Here is a 23,422-nt window from a genome sequence, read left to right as displayed (position 1 = left end):
AATTGCTAATTGCTAATTAGTAAGCTACGCCTCGGCGCACCCTACAAATCATGTCTAAGGTGCGCGACCAGGCGCACCCTACTGTTAACTTCCCTCTTCCTTCTTCCCTCTTCCCTCTTCCTTCTTCCCTCTTCCCTCTTCCCTCTTCCAAATGACTCAACGTACCTTAAAATCTGAATTTGAACTGTCGGGAATCGGTTTGCACAGCGGCGAACAAACTCGCGTCCGAGTTTTGCCTGCTGCGGTTGGGGAAGGCCGCTATTTTGTCAGAATTGACTTGCCTGGTGCTCCGATAATTCCTGCAAAAATTGAGGCGGTTTGCCAGACTGCACTTTCAACTGAACTGGCAGGTATCGATGCTCAAATTCGCACTGTAGAGCATTTATTAGCCGCTTTGGCGGGGATGGGAGCGGATAATGCTCGAATAGAGGTTGATGGGCCGGAAGTGCCTCTGCTGGACGGTTCGGCTGTGGTTTGGGTAGAGGCGATCGCCCATACCGGCTTAGTTCCTCAAGAATCGAAGCAAGACCCCACTTCCTCCTTCGTCCTAGAACAGCCAATTTGGGTGCGTCACGGGGATGCTTTTGCAGCGGCTTTACCCTCAGCCGAAACTCGATTTAGTTACGGAATTGATTTTGAGGAACAGGCGATCGGCAATCAATGGTACAGTTGGTCGCCAGAGGCAGAAAGTTTTGCTAGCGCGATCGCCCCAGCCCGCACTTTTGGACTTGCTCGCCAAGTTGACCAATTGCGACAAGCAGGTTTGATCAAAGGTGGTACCCTAGAGAACGCCCTAGTTTGCGATCGATCCGGGTGGCTCAACCCGCCTTTGAGATTTACAAACGAACCGGTGCGCCATAAAATCCTAGACTTAGTAGGCGACCTCAGTCTGCTCGGAACTTGGCCAAAAGCTCACTACTTGGCTTACAAAGCCAGTCACAATCTGCACGTCCAACTCGGCCAAGCCCTGAAATCGGAAGCTCTAGCTACGCTAGATAAAAGTTAGGAAAAAACACGTGCTCTGTTAAGATTGCATATTCCTTCTGCCATACTACACTCAAAAGTCTTCAAGCAATGTCCACGCTGACTGAAGTTAACACCCTCAATACTGCGAATTCTGAATCCGTTCCCACTGAAAACGGTGAGGATTCTCCAGCGGTTAAATCTACTTTTACTCTCGAAGAAATTCAGAAATTCTTGCCTCATCGCTATCCTTTTGCACTGGTTGACAAGATTGTTGATTACGTGCCGTCGGAGAAGGCTATAGGAATTAAAAATGTGACTTTCAACGAACCACATTTTCAAGGGCATTTTCCCGGACGGCCAATTATGCCTGGGGTATTAATTGTTGAAGCTATGGCTCAAGTTGGCGGTATTGTTCTCGCTCAGTTGCCCGACATCAAGCAAGGATTGTGGATGTTTACCGGAATCGATCAAGTGAAGTTCCGTCGTCAGGTTGTACCGGGCGATCAGTTGCGGATGACTGTAGAATTGCTGTGGGTAAAACGCCGCCGCTTCGCAAAAATGCAGGCTCTGGCTGAAGTAGACGGACAAAAAGTTTGTGAAGGAGAATTGACGTTTTCGATGGTAGATTAAATTGGGGAAGTGGTGAGGGCTTGCGGGTAATTGTGACTTGTGAGTTTTGAATTTAAATTAAAACTGCTAAGTGTTCGTCGGAACGACGCAATCTTAAAATTTCTAAAATTCCCTCTTCCTTCTTCCGTCTTCTGTCAACATCCATCCGTTAAATCCGTTCAATTCCTTACACTGCGCTTAGCCGAACTTCCTTCCCACTTACCAGCAAAAAAATTGACAAATGCTTACTTTGATTCACCCAACTGCTGTGATTCATCCCGGCGCTGAACTTCACCCGACTGTACAAGTGGGAGCTTATGCTGTAATTGGGGAAAGAGTGAAAATCGGGCCGGATACTAAGATTGGCGCTCATGCAATTATCGACGGGCTAACAGAAATAGGCGCTCGCAATCAAATTTTTCCCGGTGCGGCGATTGGTTTGGAACCTCAAGATTTGAAATACGAGGGTTCTCCGACTAGGGTGAAAATTGGCGACAGCAATCAAATTCGGGAATACGTGACAATTAACCGCGCTACTGGAGCGGGGGAAAGCACGACAATTGGCAATCATAATCTATTGATGGCTTATGTTCATGTGGGACACAATTGCGCGATCGCCGATCGAGTAATTATCGCCAATGCTGTAGCCTTAGCCGGACACGTTAAAATCGAGTCTCAAGCCCGCTTGAGCGGTGTTTTGGGCGTTCATCAGTTTGTCCACATCGGCCGCTTGTCTATGGTGGGGGGCTTGAGCAGAATCGATCGAGACGTACCTCCTTATATGCTAGTCGAAGGCAATCCTTCGAGAGTGCGAGCAATCAACAAAGTCGGTCTCCAACGCGCTGGTTTGACAGAAGAAGATTTGCTAGTTTTGAAGAAAACTTTTCGTATTTTATACCATTCAGGCTACACTCTCAATCAAGCTTTGGAACAGTTGGATTTGTTACCAGAAAACGCCCACTTGCAGCACCTGCGGAGATTTGTACAGCAGTCTATAACCAAAGGGCGGCGCGGTTTGATTCCTGGCAAAAAGTAAATGAGGTAGAATAAACCTATTGTTTGTAGTAAGGACTTTAGTCCTTATTAGCTAAAAGTCGCGTCAGATAGGACTGCAGTCCTCACTACAAACCTATGAGCAGTTAGCTGTAGGGTGTGTCAGTTTCAAGCCTTGACGCAGCTAAAAAAGTTTTGCTCCGGGGCACCTTACTGATGATATCGAGGATTTTATGAAAATTTTTATCAGCACTGGTGAGGTTTCTGGCGATTTGCAAGGAGCTTTGTTAGTTGCAGCCTTAAAACGTCACGCTGTCGCCGCTGGTTTTGAGCTAGAAATAACCGGATTGGGCGGCCCTCGTATGGCAGAAGCTGGGGCTACTATTTTAGGCGATACTGTGGGCATTGGTTCTATGGGTCTGATAGAATCAGTGCCGTATATTTGGCCAACGATCAAAGTTCAGCAAAAAGCTAAACAATATCTCAAAAACTTCCGCCCCGATGCTGTTGTATTGATTGATTATTTGACTCCAAATCTCGGTATTGGCAGCTACATCCGCCGCTGTTTGCCGGATTTGCCGGTGGTTTGGTACATCGCACCTCAAGAATGGGTTTGGTCGATTTCTCGTCGCAATACCGATCTGATTGTCAATATTAGCGACCAACTTTTGGCAATTTTCCCCGAAGAAGCTTGTTATTATCGAAAAAAAGGAGCCCAAGTGAGTTGGGTTGGTCATCCTTTGGTGGATAGAATGCAATCTGCGCCCAGCCGGGAAGTTGCCCGCAAAACTTTGGGAATTGGGCCGGAACAGGTGTCGATCGCCCTAATTCCCGCTTCCAGACACCAAGAACTCAAGTACCTGATGCCGGTTATATTTGAGGCAGCTCAAATTATTCAAGCTAAATTGCCGGAAGTTCATTTTTGGATTCCGCTTGCTAACAAAGCTTTCCGCAGCAAAATCGAAAAAGCGATCGAGAATTACGGTTTGCGGGCTACTTTGTTAGAAAATCAAACTCTGGAAATCTTGGCGGCTGCCGATCTGGCGATCGCTAAATCTGGTACTGTTAATCTGGAGCTAGCTTTGCTCGACGTTCCGCAAGTTGTCGTCTATCGCGTCAGTCCGATTACGGCGATTATTGCTCGCCACGTCCTGAAATTTTCGATTCCTTTTATGTCTCCGCCCAATTTGGTGCAAATGAAGCCGATCGTGCCGGAGTTGCTGCAATACGAGGCGACTGCGGAAAATATAGTGAACCACGCACTGGAATTGCTGCAAAATGCCGATCGACGCCAGCAAATCAAAGCGGGTTATCGGGAAATGCGCGAAAGTCTGGGAGATGTGGGCGTGTGCGATCGGGCCGCTGCGGAAATAATGAAAAATGTCAAATTAAATACAGCTTCTTAAAGCAATTTTGGTATTGAAAGGTTATGTATAAACCCGGTTTCTTTGTAGATGGCTCCTTGACAAACTCAAGATTTATTACCAAAAACCCGGTTAATTTCCTTAATTTCTCTTAAAGCAACTTTGTTATTGAAATGTTATGCCAAGCAATCGGAAAAAGCGACCGATCGCTGTTGATTTATTTGCAGGCGCGGGCGGCATGACCCTGGGCTTTGAACAAGCAGGTTTTGATGTACTTGCCTCAGTCGAAATTGACCCAATTCACTGCGCCACACACCAGTTTAATTTCCCGCTGTGTTCTATTCTGTGCAAAGATGTCGCACAGCTTACGGGTTCGGAAATTAGGAAAAAATCGGCGATCGGGCGGCGCGAGATAGACGTAGTAATCAGCGGTTCGCCCTGTCAAGGATTCTCGATGATGGGAAAGCGCGATGTGGACGACCCGCGAAATTCTCTAATTTTTCACTTTAAACGCTTAGTTTTGGAGCTAAAACCCAAGTTTTTCGTAATGGAAAATGTTCCGGGAATTGCATCAGGAGAACACAAAGAACTCCTGAATATTTTAATTAGCTCTTTCCTGGAAGCAGGCTATCAAGTAGAAGAAAACTATCAAGTTCTCAACGCGGTTCACTACGGAGTGCCGCAAGCTCGCAAACGCTTGTTTTTGATTGGCTGCAAAAAAGATTATGAGCTGCCAAAATACCCTCAGCCAACTACTATACTGCCGAAAGTTAAAATTCCTAAACGCTATAAAAAAGTTAATTTACCTGCTGTCCCGACAGTTTGGGATGCGATCGGAGATTTGCCGGAAGTGGAAAAGTACAGCGAGTTGCTGCACCGAGATTGGGTGATGGCGGAGTACGGAAAGTGCAGCGCTTATGCGAGTATAATGCGCGGAATTGATGGTTTGGATGATGATTATTCCTACGATCGCGAGTACGATCGGCAAATTCTTTCTTGCAGTTTGCGAACTCAACACTCTCTGGAATGTAGAGAAAGGTTTCATGCTGCTAAACACGGCGAAAAAGAGCCGATCAGCCGTTTTTATAAGCTTCATCCCCAGGGAGTTTGCAACACTCTCAGGGCTGGAACCGACCGGGCTAGGGGGGCTTATACTTCGCCGAGACCAATTCACCCGATCGCGCCTCGGTGCATTACTGTCAGGGAAGCTGCGCGACTGCATTCCTATCCTGACTGGTTTAGATTTCACGTTACAAAATGGCACGGTTTTCGCCAAGTCGGAAATTCTGTACCGCCGCTACTGGCGAAAGCTGTAGCAGCGCAGATTATTAGCGCTTTGGGCGTGACAGCAATTAAGCCGAGTCTCAAACTGACCTGGGGAGATGATTCGTTGCTTAAACTGAATTGGTCGGAAGCAGAACAATATTATCTAAAAAGTTAAGAGTTAGATTTAATTATCTCTAACGGGGAATTGGTGAGTAGTAATTGGAAATTGGAAATTGGTAATTGCTAATTGGTAAACAAGTAGTGATTTTTGCCTGTCATCTCCTTCTACAGACCGGATTAGATCAAATCGCATAATTACTTATAGCAATCCTCGCATCATTTGTGAATTTCTTACTCCCGAGCGAGGGGATTCGGGGAGGGTTGCGGTGGGGTAAAAAAATTACGACTCCTGCAAGGATTGCTATATGTAGGACTACCCTTAATTAAGCGCTGGCTACTGTCCCCTGTATCAGTGGACACAGATCGATGACCCGCAGGAGATGTCCGGGGTAGTTAAACAAACCGGGAATGTATTCCGGCGCGTTGTGCAGTTTTTTTAAGGTGACAGTGGGGGAACTGCTTCGACTATGCCTCTGCTATCCAAGGCGGAGCGATCGTCCTATACATCAAATAGCAACATCAATATCTAGATACCATTTAAGATTTTAGATTGTGAAAGTCTCCCGATAAAACATTTTGATAAATTTCGCTGAGTTTTGCAACAATTACGAGTCTTTTGGAATTCTAGAGCTATCGTGTAAAAAGTGTATTTTCAGGAGACTCAACTAATATGGGTTGGTTTAAAAGACTGTTCGGACTCGAAAAGCCTGAAGCCCCGGCTGAACCGATGGCACAAGTAGTACAGCAAGCAGCGCAAGCGCAATCCATCGCTCCTGCTAAAGTCGGCCCAGACGGAAATTTTGACGACAGCGGCCTCGCGAAGCGGGTCGCTTTAGCTTTTGACGGCGATCCAGAAGTTGCTGATATCGAGACTGTTTATGTAGCTCAGCTCAGCAGCACGGTTGTTCTCAAAGGTCAAGTTCCCAGTCAGGAAATTCTCGACAAGTTGGTGGCGATCGCCTCTGCTGAAGAAGGCGCTACAGACGTGCAAACCGATCAGGTGACAGTTGGCTAGTTCTCCGGAACCGAAGCAGTTTCGCTCCGGATGCTGCTCGAATTAGTCAAAAACTCGATTAAACCCGCTGCGGCGGGTTTTTTCTTGCCCTGTGCCCCTCAAAATATTAATTTTTGTAAATTTAACCGATTTATCTTAAAAAACAGTATAATTGAATACAGAAACTAAAAAAGTTTTAGCAAAGAAAACCCAAGCTGGCCTGACTGCCCTTTTTATCTCCATACATATAAGGATCAAAAATATGAAACTCACTTATCGCGGCGTCAACTACGAGTACGACATTCCGACAGTCGATATGATCGAAGGCGAAGTAGCGGGCAAATACCGGGGCCAAGACTGGAACTATCGGTATCCGAGACACATTCCCGGCCCAAATAAATACGGCGGCACAAACTATACTACAAAGCGAGATTCTCAAGGTGGCGATCGGGATAGGGCAGCAGTTCGCACCCCAGGGACGGTTGAATCTTACCCAACTGTTGTGGAAGTGGCGCAAATCCACCAAGCGAATATTTGCAATATTCTCGATCGTAGAAAGCAAGCAGCCAAAGCCAATGGCGATGAAACACTGCTGCGCTTGCTAGAAATTGAGTCCAGACAGATGGTCTGTTAGAGAAAAGCTTCAGAAAACAAAGCGTTTGTCAAGAGGGGGGAAATCAACAGCAGCTTGATTTCCCCCCTATTCCCATAAAGCAATTTTCAGGTAAGTGAAGTACAAATAAATCAGTTTCTGTCACCCCTTGACACAAACCACCTGCTTCAAAGTCGCCACAATTTCCACCAAATCCGACTGCTGACTCATCACCTCATCAATCGGCTTATAAGCCCCCGGAATTTCATCTAAAAATTCCTTATCTTTGCGGCACTCAACCCCCTCAGTCTGCCGCACAAAATCATCGAGAGTAAATACATTCTTCGCTTGATTGCGAGACATCAATCGGCCAGCACCGTGACTGCAACTACAGTAACTTTCAGCATTTCCCTTCCCTTTAACAATGAAAGATTTCGCCCCCATCGAACCCGGAATAATCCCGTAATCCTCTACATCTGCGCGCACAGCACCCTTGCGAGTCACATACACATCTTCACCAAAATGCACCTCTTTTTCCGCGTAATTGTGGTGGCAATTCACCTCTAATAACGGCTTAACAGATTTGCCGCCCGCGACGTGCTTTTCCACAATTCGCTTAAACCGATTCATCATCACATCGCGATTAAAACGAGCATAATCTTGCGCCCACTGCAAATCGTGCCAGTAAGCAGCAAACTCCCGCGTACCCGCTACAAAATAAGCCAAATCTTGATCGGCGAGACTAATTTCTGCCAGTTTAGCTAAATGTTTAGCAGTCTCGATGTGCTGCTGTGCGAGCAAGTTTCCAATGCCGCGAGAACCGGAATGTAGCATCAGCCAAACAAAGTTTTCACTATCAACGCAAACCTCAATAAAATGATTACCGCCGCCGAGGGAACCCATTTGTTTTAAGGCTTTATTGTTTTGGTGCTGCACACCTTGATGAAGTTTCTTAAACTCACCCCATCCCTGCCAGTTGGTGACAGTTTTTTCTACTTCCTTGTTTTCCGCAAATCCCACGGGAATTGCGGCTTCGATATCGAGGCGAATTTGTTTGAGTTTGCCTTCTAATTTGTTGGCGTTAAAAGGCATTTTGACAGCAATTACGCCACAACCAATATCAACTCCGACAGCAGCCGGAATAATCGCTTCTTTTGTGGCAATTACTGAACCGACTAAAGCACCTTTGCCTAAATGTACATCGGGCATTAGTGCGACGTGTTTGAATACAAAGGGCAAAGATGCTACGTTTGCGGTCATCTTGGTTTCTTTTTCGCCCAGGGCGTGATTTGCCCAAGATAATACTGGTTTTGGGGCTGATATGTCTAATTTTTCGTAGGGCATTTTTCTTTAAGTTTGTTTTGCCAACCTGTTATGTAGTATTATTGTAACATACAATTTTTGGATGTCAAACGCATCTGACAGACTAATTCTCGTAGGGTGCGTCAGTCGGGAATTTCTTTTGGGAGTCATAGAATGTTTACTGACGCACCTTACCCACTAATTCTTGCGGCGTCAACTTGACATCAAATGCAGTAGCGGTATTGTTTGTAAGTCCGACAGTCCGACAGGGAATGAATTCCCTGTCTCATAGCTAAAGTCCTCTGAAAGAGGACTGAAATAGATCGTATTTTACCTTAAAATCTAGAGTCGGTTTTAACCGACTTTCGCTTTGAGGCAGGGGTTTAAACCCCTGCCGGATTGCGTCGAAGTGCGTAAAAAGCTGACACTACATTTTACAAATTCGGAGTCTTTCTCGGCGTCTTCTGCACAGGAATAGCTACTGCCTGCGGTTTCTTCTTCGCTGCAAACATCCCAAAGAAATCGTGCAGCAAAATATAGAAACACGGAATAATAAACAGCGTTAGCAAAGTCGCCAGCGACAAACCGGAAAACACCACCACACCCAGCGGTTGCAAGAATTCCGAACCTTCTCCAATGCCCAAAGCTAGGGGAAATAAACCCAAAACTGTGGTAATAGTTGTCATCAAAATCGGCCGCAAGCGCTGAGGTGCTGCCCTGAGAATTGCTGTTGTGCGATCGACCTTTTCCTCTTCCAAAATTTGGTTCGCCAACTCGATCATAATGATGCCGTTATTCACCACAATTCCCACGAGCAAAATTGCACCGATCATCACCGTCGCACCGATCGCAGTTTTGGTCACATAAAGCCCGAATACTCCCGCCGCCAACGCCAGGGGCACTGTCAGCAAAATCACCAGCGGATCGACCAAAGAATTGTACTGCACCGCCATGGCTACAAACACTAGAAAAGTCGCCAATCCCCCCAAAAGCTTGAGAGAAGTTTGCAATTGTTCATTAGTTTCAGCAGCCGAACTCGGCAGAATTCTTACTCCTCGCGGCAACTTCAGTTCTGATAAAACTGCATCGACTTGCTGCACAGCATCGCCGAGACTTGCACCCTTATTCAAGTTTCCGACAACTAAGAAAACTTGGCGCTGATTGAGACGCTGAATTTCTGCAGGCGCTTTGCCGATCGTAATATTAGCCACGTCGCTTAAACGGATGATGCTATTATTACCAGATAACGGAATTTGTCCGAGTTGAGCAATAGATTTTACCGAAGTGCGATCGAACTGCACCCGCACATCTATTAATCGGTTTCCCCGCTGCAACTGAGTGGGAACAGCACCTTCAATTGCTGTCTGAATTGTCTCCCCAATATCTTGGGCTGTCAGCCCGTACACAGCGGCCCTTTCCCAATCGGGACGAATTTGTACCTCTGACTGCGGCGCGTCTGCCTCCGGCCGAAACCGGGCTAATTTTACCTTCTCATCTAATTCTTTTAATATCTGACGGCCGGCTTCCTGCAATGATTGTTCAGTTTCCCCCTGAACCACGACATCAATTTCGCCACCCCGCACGGGAGAATTAGTTAAAACTAAACCCCTAATCGATTCTGGAACTAGCCGCAGACGAGTTCCTTTAGGAAGGTCAAGTTTTTTAAATTCCTCAGTCATTTTTTCCGTAAAATCGGTGGTATTCGTACCTGGTTTTAGCGTAATTGTGCTGCTTCCCCTGAGCAAATTTTCCACCGTATTGTTGCCGAAAAGCAGCCCCCCTGCTGTAGTTAAAGTGTAGTTTGTTTCTGGCTGTGCGAGCAGAAGTTTATCGGCTGCTGCAATCACTTTTTGATTGGTTTCCAAGTTAGTCCCCGGAGGAAACGAGGCAAATAATCTGGCTTGACTTGTATTAACTCTCGGCAAAATTTCTTGGGGAATTTGACCCGCCATCACCCAAGTCCCACCGCCTAAAATCACAAAAGCAACTGCAATGATAATTAACCGCAAACTCAGAACTTTTGACAGCATCGAACCGTAAGCCCGCGTACCGTTCTCAAAGCCGCGGTTGAAATGTTTTATCGGCCCGAACTGACTGATACCGCTGGAATAAGACATTCCCATCAGGCGAGAAGTCAGCATCGGCACTACCGTTAAAGCTACTAGCAGAGATGCTGCTACTGCAAAGCTAATTGTCAAAATTAATTCGTTAAATAGCAGAGAAAAGAAGCCGCCGATCAGCAAAAATGGAAGCACTGATACTAAGTTGGCTGCTGTGGAAGCAACCATTGCTGATTCTACTTCTTCACTCCGCAATACCGACTCTTCTATTGTGCGTTCTTTTCGATCTTTGATTCTGCCTTTTTTCAGATGAGGGTTGCTGTCTAGACCGACTACAATATTTTCTAAAATAACTACGCTGGTGTCGATCGCCTGACCGATACCTAATGCTAAACCGCCTAAACTAAACAAGTTCAGCGACAAGCCGAACAGCCGCATTAAAATAATGGCTGCTAGAGTACACAGGGGAATAGTCAGAGAAATAATCAGCGTTTGTCTGAGAGAACCTAAAAAGAACAAAACTGCGACCGCAGCCAACACTGCACCTGAAACTCCCGCATTCGCCACATCCGCTAAGGAATTGCGGATAAATCGGGATTCGTCTAAGGTAGTAACTACGGTCATGTCTGCAGAAATTAAGCCAGACTCCTGCATTTCTTTGATGCGATTTTTCACTCCGTCTACAACAGTAATGGTGTTGGCGTCCGGCTGTTTTAAGATGCTAATTTTAACGGCTGGTTTTTGATTGAGAAAAACTTTGACTCGCTGTTCTTCCGTGCCGTCATTGACTTGGGCAAAATCGCGCAGGTAAACTCGTTTTGGCGGGTTGGAACCGGATACTTGAAAGGAAAGATTGGCGATTTCAGAGGCTGTTCTAAAGCGACCGATTGTGCGCGTCAGCGGTTCGTTAGATTCTTGCCGCAGGCGACCACCGGAAGTGTCTAAATTGCGCTCGCGCAAAGCATTAAAAACGTCATTAAGATTAACTCCTAAACTTTGCAGCCGGTTCAGGTCAATATTAACTTGAATTTCTTCCTGAACGCCACCGGAAACGTCAACCGAAGCTACTCCTGGAATAACGTTAATTTCCCGGGCTAATTCGTCATCGGCAAATACCCGCAAATCTACCCCTTGTCGCGAGTCTGAAGTCAGGGCAAATTCGTACACCGGCTGTTGAGAAGGGTCAAATTTAAACAGACTGGGCGATTCAACTGTATCGGGAAGTCGGTTGCGAATTCGGTTGACGGAGGCTGTAGCGTCGTTGAGGGCTTGGTTGATGTCGCCCCCTGGCCTGAAAAATAAATCGACGCTGACTTGTCCTTCGCGGGTGCGGGAAAAAACTTGCGTGACTCCTTCTGTTGCTGAAAGCCCTTGTTCGAGGGGGCGGGTAATTTCGTCAACTGCAACTTCTGGCGAGACTCCGGGGGCGTCTAAGCGCACGCTGATGCGGGGATAGGTGATGGAGGGCAGCAAGTCAACGGGCAGTTGGGTGATGTAGAAAATGCCCACGACTATAATCGCAAGTGTCAGCATGAGGGTGCCGATGTGGCGGCGAATCGCGGTCGCGCTAATGCTGAATCCGGGTTTATCGGCGGTCATTTGATTTTAGATTTTAGATTTTAGGTTAAAAAATTGAAAAGTTTACCCAGTCAGCCTGCAAAGGAATGAATCGCAGGGCTGGCGACCAAATTGTTTTCGGTCAGGCTTTATTTTGTATAGGGAGTGAGAGAATATTTACGCTCCGCACCTGACAAGTAGTATAATAAATTTTAATAAATTGTCAAAAATGTTTTTTATAATATTCCTTTAGAGGTAGTCGAGCGCCCAAAACGCAGATTGACATAAGTTGCGAGGGGCTTTTGAATCTCTGTAAGTTATCGCAATCAGGAACAGGCATCTTGCCTGTTCCTAAAGTCTTCTTTCCTTGTTCTCTCTTTCTTCTTTTACTGTACTTGAGAGCCGTGGGCGCGGGGGTCGGAGCTACTTGTTTTTACAGGTCCTGTGGGGGGAGTAAAATTAGAAACTTGACCGCCAGCTTGGACGTGTGGCAGAGGTTTTCCTGCTATTAAAGCTTCTAAGTTAGCTTCCATAATACTGCGCGGCATTTCGCCCATCGTTTCCGCAACGGGGCTGCCTTTATCGTTCAAATAGACAAAGTGCGGAATGCCATCTACTCGATATTTGGTGATTTCTGGCAGCCATTTGTCATTGTCTACATTCAGCATCACAAAATTCATCGGTTCGGCGTATTTCTGTTTGATTTCGCTCAGATCGTTAGCCATTGCCTGACAGCTACCGCACCAATTAGCATAAAATTCCATCAGTGTCGGTTTGCCGTTGATCAAAGCTGTTTCTAATGGCGTTGAAGCTTTTGCCATATCGGTGAGACTGCTTGATGGCGTTTGGGTTTGCAGCCCTAAGAAGATAGATACTGAAAGGGCGATCGCGGCTAACACGATCAATAAGTTTCTGAGGCGCGTGGCGACTTTTGTTTCGGGATTCTTAGCAGCGGGGGGGACAGTTGAGTTGGGGGAATTTTGGGTCATAAAATAAATTGCGGTTTTATTTTTATGTTTTTATTTTAAATAGATTCAGATTATACCACATTTTGAGATAATTCAGACCAATCTCATAAATAATTTTGATAAAGGCAGTAATTAGACCAAGTGCGCTAAAACATAAGATAACTAAGATTGTTTGTAAATTATCGAGGACTTGCAGGGTGAAAAAACGGGTAACACTGACGTTTCCCCAACGATCGATCCAAATGCCTGTCACCTATCGACTGGCAAAGGATTTTAATGTTGCAGCCAACATTATCCGTGCTCAGGTGGCTCCCAATCAAGTGGGCAAACTGGTGCTAGAGTTATCAGGGGACATCGACCAACTAGAAGCGGCGATCGACTGGATGCGATCGCAAAACATCGGCGTTTCCCTAGCCAGCCGGGAAATACTGATAGACGAGGATATCTGCGTTCACTGCGGTTTGTGTACGGGGGTTTGCCCGACAGAAGCCTTGACCCTAGACCCAGAAAGCTTTAAACTAAGTTTTGCTCGATCGCGGTGTATCGTTTGCGAGCAGTGCATCCCTACCTGTCCGGTACAAGCTATTTCAACCAACCTCTAGCCCCTGTAAAAAGTCCTCTGGATCGTCATCTTTTTTTTGCCTGGTTCTCCTAATTGTGCCATTGGATGAAAAAAAACTCTTGGGTTTCCCTAACTCTACTTTTTGTTACTTATTTCACCTTTGGCTGGAAATTATCTGAGTTTGATGTTCCCCCGCACCTGACTTGGTTTTTAGCCATAGCTTCAATTTTAGTGTTCACTGTCGCCTTGTCGTTCCCTCTGAGAGACATAAAAGCCTTAATTATGCGGTGGTTTTCTAGTGATCTCGGTGCTTTTCTTTCTATTATTGTAGGAGCTTTGGTGGCAGTGGTAGTTTTTGCCTGGATGCACCTTTTTGCTACTTGTTTACTCTTGATTTCAGCCGGAGCTTTGGCAAGACTCGATATTCAAATATCTGGTTGGAAAAATTGGCGGGCTTTTGCGGTATTAGCTAGCATTTCTTTAACAGGTGTGGGGCTGGGGGGAGCGATCGAGTTTTGGTCAAAAACAGGCAGGCTCGTATTCTCTTAATGAGAAACGGGAAATTCATCCAACCAAATTCTATAACTCGCAACGGATATTTAGCCGAAAACTATCAGATCGCCCATCAATAAATACAGCTTATTTTGGCGTTGCATAATAGTGATATGAATTGAGGTTAAATCTAATGAAATGTCCTGAATGTGGCTCCAGCCATATCCGTAAAAATGGCAAGATGAGAGGGAAGCAAAATCATATTTGTGTCGATTGTCATCGTCAGTTTATTGATGTTTACACAATCTCCAAAGGATACTCAGATGAAATTAAAGCGCAATGTTTGAAAATGTATGTCAACGGCATGGGATTTCGAGGTATTGAGCGCGTCACAGGAGTCCATCACACCACCGTCATTAATTGGGTCAGACAAGTAGGAGAACGCCTACCGTCCGCCTATGACCCAGAGACGACTCCAGAAGTGGGGGAGTTGGATGAACTAGAAACTTTTGTAGGGCAAAAAAAAAAATCTGGTTGTGGACAGCAGTAGACCACTTTAAGCCAGGAATCTTAGGGTGGGTTTTGGGCGACCACAGTGCGAAGACCTTTGCCCCCTTGTGGGAGCTTGTAGCAACATGGAATTGTTATTTTTATGTCACGGACGGCTGGCGAGTCTATCCAGGATTTATTCCAGATGGAGATCAGATTATTAGCAAGACTTACATGACTAGGGTAGAAGGTGAAAACACACGGTTACGACATTACGCAAGCCCGACTGCATCGCAAGACACTTTGTTATTCCAAGTCAGAGGAAATGCTGAGACACTCGATCAGATTGTTGCTACACTACCTCAAGTTCTGGGATGTGCCGATTCCTCAATGATTCATGGCATCATTCAGCAACGCCCTTATTTTTTTTCAATCCCCCACCCCCGGATTAAAGCCCCGTTCCGCGCCGTAATCAGAGCAGTTTTCAAGCCGGGTGAGGTACAGCATCTCTATTGCCGATTCCCCGCTGGTTGTTACCAATGCCCAATTCCCAACTACCCATTCCCCATTACCAATTACCAACTACCGACGAACCGGGAGTGGAACTGAAAACCGCTATGGCAGTATTGAGGTGTAGCCACTGTTGCTCAAAATGTTATTCCCAAGAGTCCGCAAGTCGGGCAGCCAAAAACTCGATTGCAATAAAAAAGCAGCTTTAGGGAGCTGCTAGTCAGAATGCATGAGGTATTGCTTTTAGAATAGGACAGGTTGAATTCGAGCGGTGCTGGGTTACATTTTTTGATACAGGAAAATTGATGAGTGAATGGACGATCGTAAAATCGTCACATAGGACGATAGCATTGATGCTAAATTTCCCGACAATCAAGTTAGCGTTTAACTGTCCTTGCGCCCTACAGCCCTTCAGCGGTGGGGCCCTTTTATTTTTAGGGAGAACTCAATAGGCGACCTTAACGCATCAGATGAGTCTGCCATTAGTTCTTGTATAAAATCTCCGCATGGCCACATCCTCCTACTTATAAAAGTTACGCCTCACATCCACTCAAACCCGGTGGACTGCAAAATATTGGGTGGTTAAACCGACACATTCAGACAAAAACCAGTATTTTTACCGAAGTCATACCCTTTTAGATTTTAGATTTTAGATTTTGGGAATGACTGATGAAGCTGGTGGTTTGGAGCTTGTGTAGAGTTGCATTATTGTTGGGAACTAATACCACAAGTCCTGAGAAACCTGTTATTTTCTGAGAAACCGGGTTTATGAATGTATCAATTGAGATCGGACCCGGTTTCTGATTTGATAACTTTTTGGATTTCCTCGATCGCCCTAGTGGCCACGGCTTCAGGCCTTTCGCCCACACCAGCACAGACTCGGACATCTGCTTGAGTGTAAAAACGCTCTCGCTCTTTCAAAAGGCTTTGCAGCTTAGATTTGATCTCGCCCTCCTGCAGTAGGGGTCGAGCCGTGTCCGAACGCAGTCGATCGTAAAGTTGATCTACAGGCACATCCAGCCAAACCACTACACCGTAGTGCAAGTAACCCCAATTCATCGATCGGGCCACAATGCCGCCGCCCGTAGCCACAACCGAATTTTGATAAGCAGACAATTCGCCGAGCACTTTAGTTTCTAGTTCCCGAAAAGCCTCTTCCCCCTCTTGAGCGAAAATCTCAGCAATTGACTGATTAGCAACTCGAACAATTAGTTCATCAGTATCAAAAAAACGGTATTTTAATTTTCTTGCCAAAATCCGCCCTACCGTTGTTTTTCCCGCACCCATCATCCCGACGAGATAAATATTTACTCCCCTCAACCCATCCACTGCCAAATCCTCCAATATTTTTCTATTTTTTTAGGTTAATCGATCCGCCACTGGCGCGATCGTCGTCATCAAACTCATCACCCTCATCCAATCCCCAATCATCCTCTGCTTCTGCAAGAGGATTTATTGGTGCTTCATCAGCGGGTTTAGGAATCTCCCCTCCCGGAGGAACCAGCACTCGATACTCCGCATCGTATACAGCCTCAGTTTGCCCCACCCCAGACTGGCTCGGATCTCGATAGCCGTAAGAATATACTGAGCCAGCCCAAGATTTGCTTTTCGGTTCCTGCTTAGCTTCGTAAGCCCTCGGATTTGCCGCTGGAACATCATTTACCTGCGGTCGATCGGGAAAATCGCGATCGTCCCCCCAATCGTCATCACCCCCTTGAGAGCCGGATTTTGAGCCCTCTGAGACCCAATCGTCCTCATCGTCTGCTGCTGCATAAGTCCCCGGTTGAGCGTAATCCTTCGCCCCATCCTGGTTCGGAGTTTCTTGCAGGAAAGTCCGGGAACTGTAACCGGCAGGCGTACCGTACTCAGTTCGGTAGGAACCAGCAGCCTGAGTTTGGCTATTTTCCCTATTCATATCCGGGTCAATTCCCTCTTTTCTAGGAGGGGGAGGTGGCGTGTAAGGTGTTCTCCTGTCCTCTGGGAAAGTATCGGGACGGCTGCGACTGGATCGGCCGGTGCGGTCTCTCGTTACAGATAGGTAATTTGAAAAAGCCAGCAAACCAGAAATCAATAAAGATGTGAGAGATCCCACCACCATGCTGAGCAGAATCCAGATAGATAAGGGCAAAGCAGGCGATCGAACTCCCAAAAACACCAGCGATAATGCTGGCTCCACATTTTGCAGGGCAAAAATAGTCAGCCCCACCACAATTACTAGCAAAAATACAGGTCGCATATTAAAAATATTGGTAATTGGTAATTGGTAATTGGGAATTGCTAATTTAAACTAACAAATCATCAATAACAAATAACAAACTGTCAACTGTCAACTAACTCCCTTCTTCTTCCTTCCAGCGTTTGAGAGGAACGCAATCAATCCCCAACTGGTCTAAAGCGCGAGCCACCACAAAGTCTACCAAATCTTCAATAGTTTGCGGATTGTGATACCAAGCAGGAATCGCTGGTACAATTCTAGCTCCAGCTTCCGCCAAGGTAGTCAAATTCCGCAGGTGAATCAAGCTAAAAGGCGTTTCGCGAGGCACGAGTACCAATTTTCGCCCTTCTTTGAGCTGAACGTCGGCCGCTCTTTCGAGCAAATCCGAACTCAAGCCAGCCGCCAATTTGCCCAGCGTACTCATGCTACAGGGAATAACGATCATCCCTTGGGTGCGAAAGGAGCCACTAGCAATATTAGCACCGACATCTTGCCAGGGATGGCACCGAAGTTTACCCATTGTGGCTACTCCTGCTTGTTCCCGCCAGAATTCCTCTTGAAGCGTCGGCTCTGCGGGCATTCGGGTGTTCTGTTCGCTTTGCCAAACCATGTAAGTAGACTTGGAAGCGACCAGTTCAATAGCGCGATCGGCCTCCAACATAAACTTCAGAGTTCGCACCGCATAAATCAGTCCCGATGCACCGGTAACTCCTACAATGAGGGGGTAGTTATTCGTCATTAGTTATTTTTTAGTTGACCGTTTACTGTTGTTAGTAATTAGTTGTTATATCAAATCTCTTAGCATCGGAATTCTTCCTCTCTCTCTTCTCTACCTCTGCGTGAATCAGCGTCCATCCCTTGTCATCGGCAGTTAATTAATCCTCTTTTTTTTACCGCAGATACAGGTAGATTAACACAGATTAACGCAGATAAATTATATAAATTCCGGTTGCACCGTCCGTGATTGTTAAGTCTTGACTAGATTTTACAAGTCCGATGCTATCGGATTTGATATTATTCCTTAATTATTTAGTGAGGATTGCTGAGTCGAGTTGGCAGCCAACTTCTTAATACTTAGTTGCTAGACAATGACAACTAAGTATTGAGGAAAAGCAACAGTCAACTGTCAACAGTCAACTGATTATTCATCATCATCAAAAGCTTGACTGCCGCCGCCAACAGCAACTAAATCAATTTGCTGGCGGTAGTAGTCAACACTCTTGACCTGAACTTCTACCCGATCGCCCAAACGGTACTGATTGCGGTTTTTCCGGCCCACCAGAGTTTGCTGGCGCGATCGATATTCGTACCAGTCATCCTTCAGCGAAGAAACGTGTACCAGTCCTTCAACTCGCAGGATGTCGCTCTCCGGCGGCCGCACCTCAATTTCCACAAAGAAACCATAAGACTGCACACCTGTAATCAAACCCTGGAAAGTTTGCCCGGTGCGTTCTTTCATCAATCCGGTTTTCTTCAATCCCTGCAAATCGCTTTCGGCATCCTCAGCAACCCTTTCGCGTTCCGTCAGGTGTACCACGGCCGATGCAAACTCCGTCTCAAATTCGTGGTGCAAATCTGGCGGGAGAACATTCCAAGTAATTTGACCGTGACAGGAGGAATGGTGCAAGTCAACTTTTTCCTTAGCCCGTGTTGTGCGACTGCTGCGGCCTTGCTCGAACACCGCTTGCAACACCCGCAGTATCAGCAAATCGGCGTAGCGGGAAAGCGGCGAAGTGCAGCGCGTGTAACCCTCTGACAGCGCCAAACCGAAGTGCGGCTTGGGACTTGTGCTGTAAACAGCGGGCTTCATGGTGTCTTCTAGCAGGTAGGTGAGAACTCTTTCGGACTTAAGGCCGACAAACTGCTGGGTAAATCGCTGAAAGTCCAAGGGCAAAACTTCTTCTTCGCTTTCGAGATACAGTTCCCCTCCGAGGTTGTTGGAGAGTTTGATGAACTCTTGAATGTCTGCCGGGTCTGGCATCGGCTGGACGCGGTAGATTGCTGGGACTCCCAAGGCCTGCAGGTGAGTGGCGACAGCTTGGTTGGCGAGTACCACCAACTCGGAGACAGCCGACTGGGCGGGGGGAGCGAATGCAAAAGCTCCTAATTCGCCTTCGTCGTCGAAGTGAGAGTTAGCATCGGGCAAATTTAGTTCAAAAGCTCCCCGCTTGAGCCTTGCCTTTCTGGCAGCCTGTGAGGCAGCCGACATTTGATCTAGGAAAGGACGGAGGGCGGATGATAAAGGGTGATCTTCGGCACCGCCTGGTTCGAGAATTGCTTGAGCTTGCTGGTAGGTGAGGTGGTAGTCAATTTGAATGACGCTGGCTTGAATTTCGTATTCTAAGAGTTCTCCAGATTCGTCTAGGGTGAGCAGTATGCTGAAGGTCAGCCGTTCGGTATCTGGCAGCAGAGAGCAGCGCTCGTTGAGAATTTCTGGAAGTACGGCGATGATTTTTTCTCCCAGATGGGCGGCGGTGCCTCGCTTGCGGGCTTCGCGGTCGATCGGGGTTTCTGGCTGCACGTACTCGGCGGCGTCGCTGATGTGGATTCCTATTTGCCAGCGGCCGGGCTTCAGGGTTTCGATCGACAAAGCGCGTTCCACTGGCGGATCGGAGAGGAAAGATGTCGGATCGAACTCGTTTTCGGCTCCTCCCTCCGAGAGATTTTCCTCCTCAACTTTAGGGGCAGCGTTTTCGCTGTTGGTTGTTCCCGGTTCGTTTTTGCTGAAGCTAACAGTCAGAATGTTACGCAAATCTAGCCGTTTTTTGATGTCGGTTTTTTTGACTTTGCTGGGCAAATTTTCGGCTGCTTTGATGACGGCGGCGGGGAACGATCGCGGCAAGTCGTGTTTGCAGCATACGATGTCGAGGTCGTCAGCGGCTTCGGCGTCGGAACCGAGTACCTGTACTACTTTGCCGACTGGGCGGTGCGTGCCGAGGGGGTAGCGTTTGACTTCGACGTGTACTAGGTGGTCGATCGCCTCTTGGAGATTTGTGCCATTTGCGAGTAAGTCTAGTTCAAACAACAGGCGATCGTCCAGGGGGATTGCTCTGTAGCTGACTCGGCCGGTGGGGGTGGCGGTTTGCTTGACTCGCGCGAGTACCGAGGGGTTGGCGCGTTCGAGGATGAGCATGACTTCGCCTTCGGGCGATCGGCGGCGGCTACCTTCTTTGATGATTTTGACTAAAACTCGATCGCCATTCCAAGCTGTCGAGAGGTGACTTTCCCGCACGTAAACGTCTTCTGAGCCTTCGGCGTCTTGAATTGCAAAGCAAAATCCTTTGCTGGAACAGCGCAGTTTTGCTTCTACTACGTCGTCTTCAGCTACTCGGCGATAGCGGCCTTTGTCTTTGACTAATATGCCAATTTTCTCTAGAGCTTCTAATGCGATTTGAAGTTTGAGTTGACTGGTGGCGTCGTTGCAGTCGAGTTTTTTCTCCAATGCTTTAGGAGCCACTAATTTGTCTTCTGTAAAATTTGCCAGCAGTGCAGCGATAGAAAATTCCATGTAGCGATCGATCCTCTTGTTTCCAGCAATTAGTCTAAATTTTGGCGAAATCAGCCGCACCCCCTCGGGCCCTCGCAGTGCCTGCTTCCCAACAAATGCGCGGGTTAATAGGTGGAGACGCGAGCACAGCCACCTTGTTTCATCGCGAGGTTTTTTTGAGATTCTCTCCCGACACCGACTTGGTGCTAATTGTCTGCTGTCTGTCTTGAACTGACTGCTGACGGTGCAGACAAATGTCCCGCACGCTATTCCCCAATACAATTTTTTAGCGTTGGTTTGTTTGCTTTTAGGTCAGCAGCGCCGAGCACTTTGCGAATTAGAAAGCCCCTGTCGGTTCTTAAAAGATGGCTCGATACTGAAAGCGACGGCTTGAGTCGAGGATGAGCCGATGGAGGGATGGAGAGGGAGAAAATTTGCATTTCTGCCTTCTGCCTTGTTTCCTTCTGCCTTGTTCCTTCTTCCTTTTGAAGTGCCTCTTGCTTCTTGCTTTAGCAAAGAACTTACCGGAGCGAGGCAAAATTGCTAGTAGCTCGCTGCTGCGATGCCCCTGTTTTTTGCACGCGATCGGCCCTTGCGGACAGAGGTGCAACGAGCGGGTCGGGAGCAATCTGTGCTGTAGAAAGTGCAAGGTACACAAAACCGGAGACTTTTACTACTTTGGCTTAGTTGCTGTGTCATCTCCTATAGGTAGAAATGACCCCCGATGCTTGTTAGCTTAAACCGCTGGATGTGGGATGGGGTTTAGTGGCGTGTAAGGTTGCGCGGATGACTCACCTTTAATTTATTGTATGTTGAATAGGTGCTTTCAGAAAATTGTTTTCTCTCTGGCTGTACTACACTTAAGTCATAAGCCCCTCCTGGTTTCGGGGTCAAAAAATTATGTTTGCTGAATTTCGCGCCCTTTATCCCGCTGGACAGTTAATCTGTGAGTTGCTGACTGTTCATCACGGTAAGTTTGTTGTTCGCTGTCTGGTTCAGGTTGACGGCAAGACTCTTGTTACGGCTATGTCGGCTGCTGAGTCTGTTGAGGATGCTGAAGACCGCGCCCGGTTGCGAGCGATCGCTGTCCTTGGATTTGCTGCGCCCGATCGTGCGATAGCGAGTGTTGATCCGGCTCCGGTTGCTCCGGTTGCTCCGGTTGCTCCGGTTGCTCCGGTTGCTGCTGTTCCCCCTCCCCTTCCTCCTGCTGTTCCGGTTCCTGTTGGGCCGACAAGTGTTCCTCTTCCGGTTCTAGAAATGCCTGTTGCTGATAAAGTGCTTGAAACACATCAAAGCAATTTTGTCAAGACTGAAGCGAAATTAAATGAAGAGCCGATCGCACCTGTACCGGAACCGCTGCCTCCAAAGGTCGATCGCGTAGAGGCTACTGGATTTGTACCGAAGCAGTTAGACTCGGACGCTTGGCTTTCTTCCAGCTACGGCGAACCACTTGAAGAACTGGATGTGCCGACTCCCAGCCAAAGTGAACCGCTACAGGGTGCTGCCGAAGTCAGGGGATTGCAACCGATCGCAGTGGGAATCCCCAGCGATGCGATCGAGGATAATTCTGATACGATCGCCCAAATAGAGGCAATCCTCAGGCGCTTGAAATGGACTAAGAAACAAGAAACTGACTGTCTCGAACAAAATTTCGGCAAGTCGTCGCAGAGAGAGCTTTCTAGCGAACAGTTGGTAGATTTTCTAGAATATTTGGAAATCTACAGCAGAACTACTGAGGAAATCAAACGATTGGGCTGGACTGCCAACCAAGGAAAAGATCATCTCAAACAAGGTTACGGCAAGGAAGCGCGCCATTTCTTAAATCAAGTAGAATTGCTCGACTTCCTGCAATATCTCGAATCTTTGCCTTAGTAATTCTGTAGGGTTTCTAGGTGTGAGGTTTTTTTAGAAAAAGCTAAAAATAGCAGTTTTCAATTGTATGAAATACAGTAATGACTTAACTGTGACGCGGTATCATGCGCCCCAGCATCTGTAATTCACTCCACTGAAAACTGCTATATGACAGTTAAAAATTAAAAATCAAAAATGAAGAATATTTCCTCATTTTTGATTTTTAATTTTTTATTTAGACGACAGCGGCGATCGGTCTGCTGGCGGAAGGACGGCGATCGATCACTTGATCGACTAATCCGTAGTCCTTTGCTTCTTCAGCGGACATGAAGAAATCCCGTTCGGTATCTTCTTCAATGCGGGAAAGCGGCTGACCGGTATGGTTGGCAAGATGTTCGTTCAGGCGGCGCTTGTGGTACAAAATCTCTTTGGCCTGAATTTCAATATCGGTTGCTTGTCCTTGAGCTCCGCCTAGAGGTTGGTGGATCATAATCCGGGAGTGGGGCAAACTCATCCGCTTGCCTTTAGCGCCGGCACTCAACAGAAAAGCGCCCATGCTGGCGGCCAAACCGAGACAAATAGTGCAAATGTCGGGGCGGATGTGGTTCATCGTGTCAAAAATGCCCATACCTGCTGTTACCGAACCCCCTGGGGAGTTGATATAGAGGTAAATATCTTTCTCCGGGTCTTCGGCGTCTAAAAATAGCAATTGGGCAACGATCAGGTTGGCTAAGTCAGAGTCAACCTGTTGGCCCAAGAAGACGATGCGATCGCGCAGGAGTCGCGAGTAGATATCAAAGGCGCGTTCGCCGCGACCGGATTGTTCTATAACGGTTGGGATCATTGACAGGGCCTGCCTATTACGTATCTTTTTTTTATTTTAGCGATTTGGGTTTATTTGTAGTGAGCCATCGGTGGCGGGCGATCGGCTTTTACGCGCAAAATCCTTAAGTTGGGAGGGGTTGAGGCATTTGGGCCGTCGCAATTTCTCGATCGGAAGCTCGATCGGCTGTTTCTGCTTTAGA

19 protein-coding genes and 1 pseudogene are annotated in these 23,422 nt (G+C 47.1%); 11 read left to right on the top strand and 9 right to left on the bottom strand.

Annotated elements, in window-relative coordinates:
• Positions 1-16 precede the first annotated feature (16 nt).
• Positions 17-160, bottom strand: a complete 144-nt coding sequence (locus QUA62_RS09820) for a hypothetical protein (protein WP_333403638.1) — start codon at positions 158-160, stop codon at positions 17-19.
• Between QUA62_RS09820 and lpxC the strand changes: the two genes are divergently transcribed.
• The 7 genes from lpxC (at position 152) to QUA62_RS09785 (ending at position 6,946) form a co-directional block, all read left to right on the top strand.
• Positions 152-1,006 (top strand): UDP-3-O-acyl-N-acetylglucosamine deacetylase, encoded by an 855-nt coding sequence (lpxC, locus tag QUA62_RS09815; protein ID WP_333403636.1) that lies wholly within the window; start codon positions 152-154, stop codon positions 1,004-1,006. The genes QUA62_RS09820 and lpxC overlap by 9 nt on opposite strands.
• A 68-nt stretch (positions 1,007-1,074) precedes the next feature.
• A complete protein-coding gene (gene fabZ, locus QUA62_RS09810; RefSeq protein WP_190658337.1) occupies positions 1,075-1,596 on the top strand; it encodes a 3-hydroxyacyl-ACP dehydratase FabZ in 522 nt (173 codons plus the stop codon).
• 220 nt (positions 1,597-1,816) lie between these two features.
• The gene (gene lpxA, locus QUA62_RS09805; RefSeq protein ID WP_190658339.1) at positions 1,817-2,611 is read left to right on the top strand and encodes an acyl-ACP--UDP-N-acetylglucosamine O-acyltransferase; all 795 of its coding nucleotides are present in this window, start codon (positions 1,817-1,819) and stop codon (positions 2,609-2,611) included.
• Between the two features lie 190 nt (positions 2,612-2,801).
• Positions 2,802-3,974, top strand: a complete 1,173-nt coding sequence (gene lpxB / locus QUA62_RS09800; RefSeq protein ID WP_333403634.1) for a lipid-A-disaccharide synthase — start codon at positions 2,802-2,804, stop codon at positions 3,972-3,974.
• 136 nt (positions 3,975-4,110) lie between these two features.
• Positions 4,111-5,373, top strand: a complete 1,263-nt coding sequence (locus QUA62_RS09795; protein WP_333403632.1) for a DNA cytosine methyltransferase — start codon at positions 4,111-4,113, stop codon at positions 5,371-5,373.
• A gap of 615 nt (positions 5,374-5,988) precedes the next feature.
• On the top strand, positions 5,989-6,333 hold the full coding sequence (locus tag QUA62_RS09790) for a BON domain-containing protein (protein WP_190737264.1): 345 nt from the start codon (positions 5,989-5,991) through the stop codon (positions 6,331-6,333).
• A 241-nt stretch (positions 6,334-6,574) separates the two neighbouring features.
• Positions 6,575-6,946, top strand: coding sequence for a DUF4278 domain-containing protein (locus tag QUA62_RS09785; protein ID WP_333403630.1), 372 nt, complete (start codon positions 6,575-6,577; stop codon positions 6,944-6,946).
• 120 nt (positions 6,947-7,066) lie between these two features.
• Here the strand turns inward: QUA62_RS09785 and QUA62_RS09780 are convergent, their stop codons facing one another.
• The 3 genes from QUA62_RS09780 to QUA62_RS09770 form a co-directional block, all read right to left on the bottom strand.
• A complete protein-coding gene (locus QUA62_RS09780) occupies positions 7,067-8,248 on the bottom strand; it encodes an RtcB family protein (protein WP_333403628.1) in 1,182 nt (393 codons plus the stop codon).
• 392 nt (positions 8,249-8,640) lie between these two features.
• On the bottom strand, positions 8,641-11,865 hold the full coding sequence (locus tag QUA62_RS09775; protein WP_333403626.1) for an efflux RND transporter permease subunit: 3,225 nt from the start codon (positions 11,863-11,865) through the stop codon (positions 8,641-8,643).
• Positions 11,866-12,209: 344 nt separating this feature from the next.
• Positions 12,210-12,812: a thioredoxin family protein gene (locus QUA62_RS09770; protein WP_333403624.1), complete on the bottom strand. Its 603-nt coding sequence runs from the start codon at positions 12,810-12,812 to the stop codon at positions 12,210-12,212.
• Between the two features lie 176 nt (positions 12,813-12,988).
• Here QUA62_RS09770 and QUA62_RS09765 point away from each other — a divergent pair, with 176 nt between their 5' ends.
• The 3 genes and pseudogenes from QUA62_RS09765 (at position 12,989) to QUA62_RS09755 (ending at position 14,728) form a co-directional block, all read left to right on the top strand.
• Positions 12,989-13,393, top strand: coding sequence for an NIL domain-containing protein (locus QUA62_RS09765; protein ID WP_006635751.1), 405 nt, complete (start codon positions 12,989-12,991; stop codon positions 13,391-13,393).
• A gap of 65 nt (positions 13,394-13,458) precedes the next feature.
• The gene (locus QUA62_RS09760) at positions 13,459-13,902 is read left to right on the top strand and encodes a hypothetical protein (RefSeq protein WP_333218034.1); all 444 of its coding nucleotides are present in this window, start codon (positions 13,459-13,461) and stop codon (positions 13,900-13,902) included.
• A 136-nt stretch (positions 13,903-14,038) separates the two neighbouring features.
• Positions 14,039-14,728, top strand: a pseudogene (locus QUA62_RS09755) (IS1 family transposase).
• A gap of 893 nt (positions 14,729-15,621) precedes the next feature.
• Here the strand turns inward: QUA62_RS09755 and QUA62_RS09750 are convergent.
• The 4 genes from QUA62_RS09750 to QUA62_RS09735 form a co-directional block, all read right to left on the bottom strand.
• Positions 15,622-16,173, bottom strand: coding sequence for a shikimate kinase (locus tag QUA62_RS09750; RefSeq protein ID WP_333219147.1), 552 nt, complete (start codon positions 16,171-16,173; stop codon positions 15,622-15,624).
• Between the two features lie 22 nt (positions 16,174-16,195).
• Entirely contained in the window at positions 16,196-17,080 is an 885-nt protein-coding gene (locus QUA62_RS09745) for a LapA family protein (RefSeq protein ID WP_333403622.1), read from the bottom strand.
• Positions 17,081-17,174: 94 nt separating this feature from the next.
• Positions 17,175-17,798, bottom strand: coding sequence for a flavin prenyltransferase UbiX (locus QUA62_RS09740; protein ID WP_190737279.1), 624 nt, complete (start codon positions 17,796-17,798; stop codon positions 17,175-17,177).
• Positions 17,799-18,200: 402 nt separating this feature from the next.
• On the bottom strand, positions 18,201-20,567 hold the full coding sequence (locus QUA62_RS09735; protein WP_333403620.1) for a ribonuclease R family protein: 2,367 nt from the start codon (positions 20,565-20,567) through the stop codon (positions 18,201-18,203).
• Between the two features lie 879 nt (positions 20,568-21,446).
• Here QUA62_RS09735 and QUA62_RS09730 point away from each other — a divergent pair.
• The gene (locus tag QUA62_RS09730) at positions 21,447-22,418 is read left to right on the top strand and encodes a hypothetical protein (protein ID WP_333403618.1); all 972 of its coding nucleotides are present in this window, start codon (positions 21,447-21,449) and stop codon (positions 22,416-22,418) included.
• Positions 22,419-22,632: 214 nt separating this feature from the next.
• On the opposite strand, the gene clpP is transcribed toward QUA62_RS09730, so the two are convergent.
• On the bottom strand, positions 22,633-23,265 hold the full coding sequence (gene clpP, locus QUA62_RS09725; protein WP_333047400.1) for an ATP-dependent Clp endopeptidase proteolytic subunit ClpP: 633 nt from the start codon (positions 23,263-23,265) through the stop codon (positions 22,633-22,635).
• Positions 23,266-23,422: the final 157 nt, after the last annotated feature.

The sequence above is a fragment of the Microcoleus sp. MON1_C1 genome, assembly GCF_036701945.1.
GTDB lineage: Bacteria > Cyanobacteriota > Cyanobacteriia > Cyanobacteriales > Microcoleaceae > Microcoleus.
Note: the sequence above shows the minus strand (reverse complement) of the source record. Positions and strands in the feature narration are given on the sequence as shown.

Bases quoted from the DNA above. Each gene is read 5' to 3' on its own strand.
- lpxB (WP_333403634.1), top strand. From the start codon at position 2,802: ATGAAAATTTTTATCAGCACTGGTGAGGTTTCTGGCGATTTGCAAGGA.
- QUA62_RS09775 (WP_333403626.1), bottom strand. From the start codon at position 11,865: ATGACCGCCGATAAACCCGGATTCAGCATTAGCGCGACCGCGATTCGC.
- QUA62_RS09770 (WP_333403624.1), bottom strand. From the start codon at position 12,812: ATGACCCAAAATTCCCCCAACTCAACTGTCCCCCCCGCTGCTAAGAAT.
- QUA62_RS09735 (WP_333403620.1), bottom strand. From the start codon at position 20,567: ATGGAATTTTCTATCGCTGCACTGCTGGCAAATTTTACAGAAGACAAA.
- QUA62_RS09790 (WP_190737264.1), top strand. From the start codon at position 5,989: ATGGGTTGGTTTAAAAGACTGTTCGGACTCGAAAAGCCTGAAGCCCCG.
- fabZ (WP_190658337.1), top strand. From the start codon at position 1,075: ATGTCCACGCTGACTGAAGTTAACACCCTCAATACTGCGAATTCTGAA.
- QUA62_RS09780 (WP_333403628.1), bottom strand. From the start codon at position 8,248: ATGCCCTACGAAAAATTAGACATATCAGCCCCAAAACCAGTATTATCT.
- QUA62_RS09760 (WP_333218034.1), top strand. From the start codon at position 13,459: ATGAAAAAAAACTCTTGGGTTTCCCTAACTCTACTTTTTGTTACTTAT.
- QUA62_RS09745 (WP_333403622.1), bottom strand. From the start codon at position 17,080: ATGCGACCTGTATTTTTGCTAGTAATTGTGGTGGGGCTGACTATTTTT.
- QUA62_RS09795 (WP_333403632.1), top strand. From the start codon at position 4,111: ATGCCAAGCAATCGGAAAAAGCGACCGATCGCTGTTGATTTATTTGCA.
- QUA62_RS09785 (WP_333403630.1), top strand. From the start codon at position 6,575: ATGAAACTCACTTATCGCGGCGTCAACTACGAGTACGACATTCCGACA.
- QUA62_RS09730 (WP_333403618.1), top strand. From the start codon at position 21,447: ATGTTTGCTGAATTTCGCGCCCTTTATCCCGCTGGACAGTTAATCTGT.
- lpxC (WP_333403636.1), top strand. From the start codon at position 152: ATGACTCAACGTACCTTAAAATCTGAATTTGAACTGTCGGGAATCGGT.
- lpxA (WP_190658339.1), top strand. From the start codon at position 1,817: ATGCTTACTTTGATTCACCCAACTGCTGTGATTCATCCCGGCGCTGAA.
- QUA62_RS09740 (WP_190737279.1), bottom strand. From the start codon at position 17,798: ATGACGAATAACTACCCCCTCATTGTAGGAGTTACCGGTGCATCGGGA.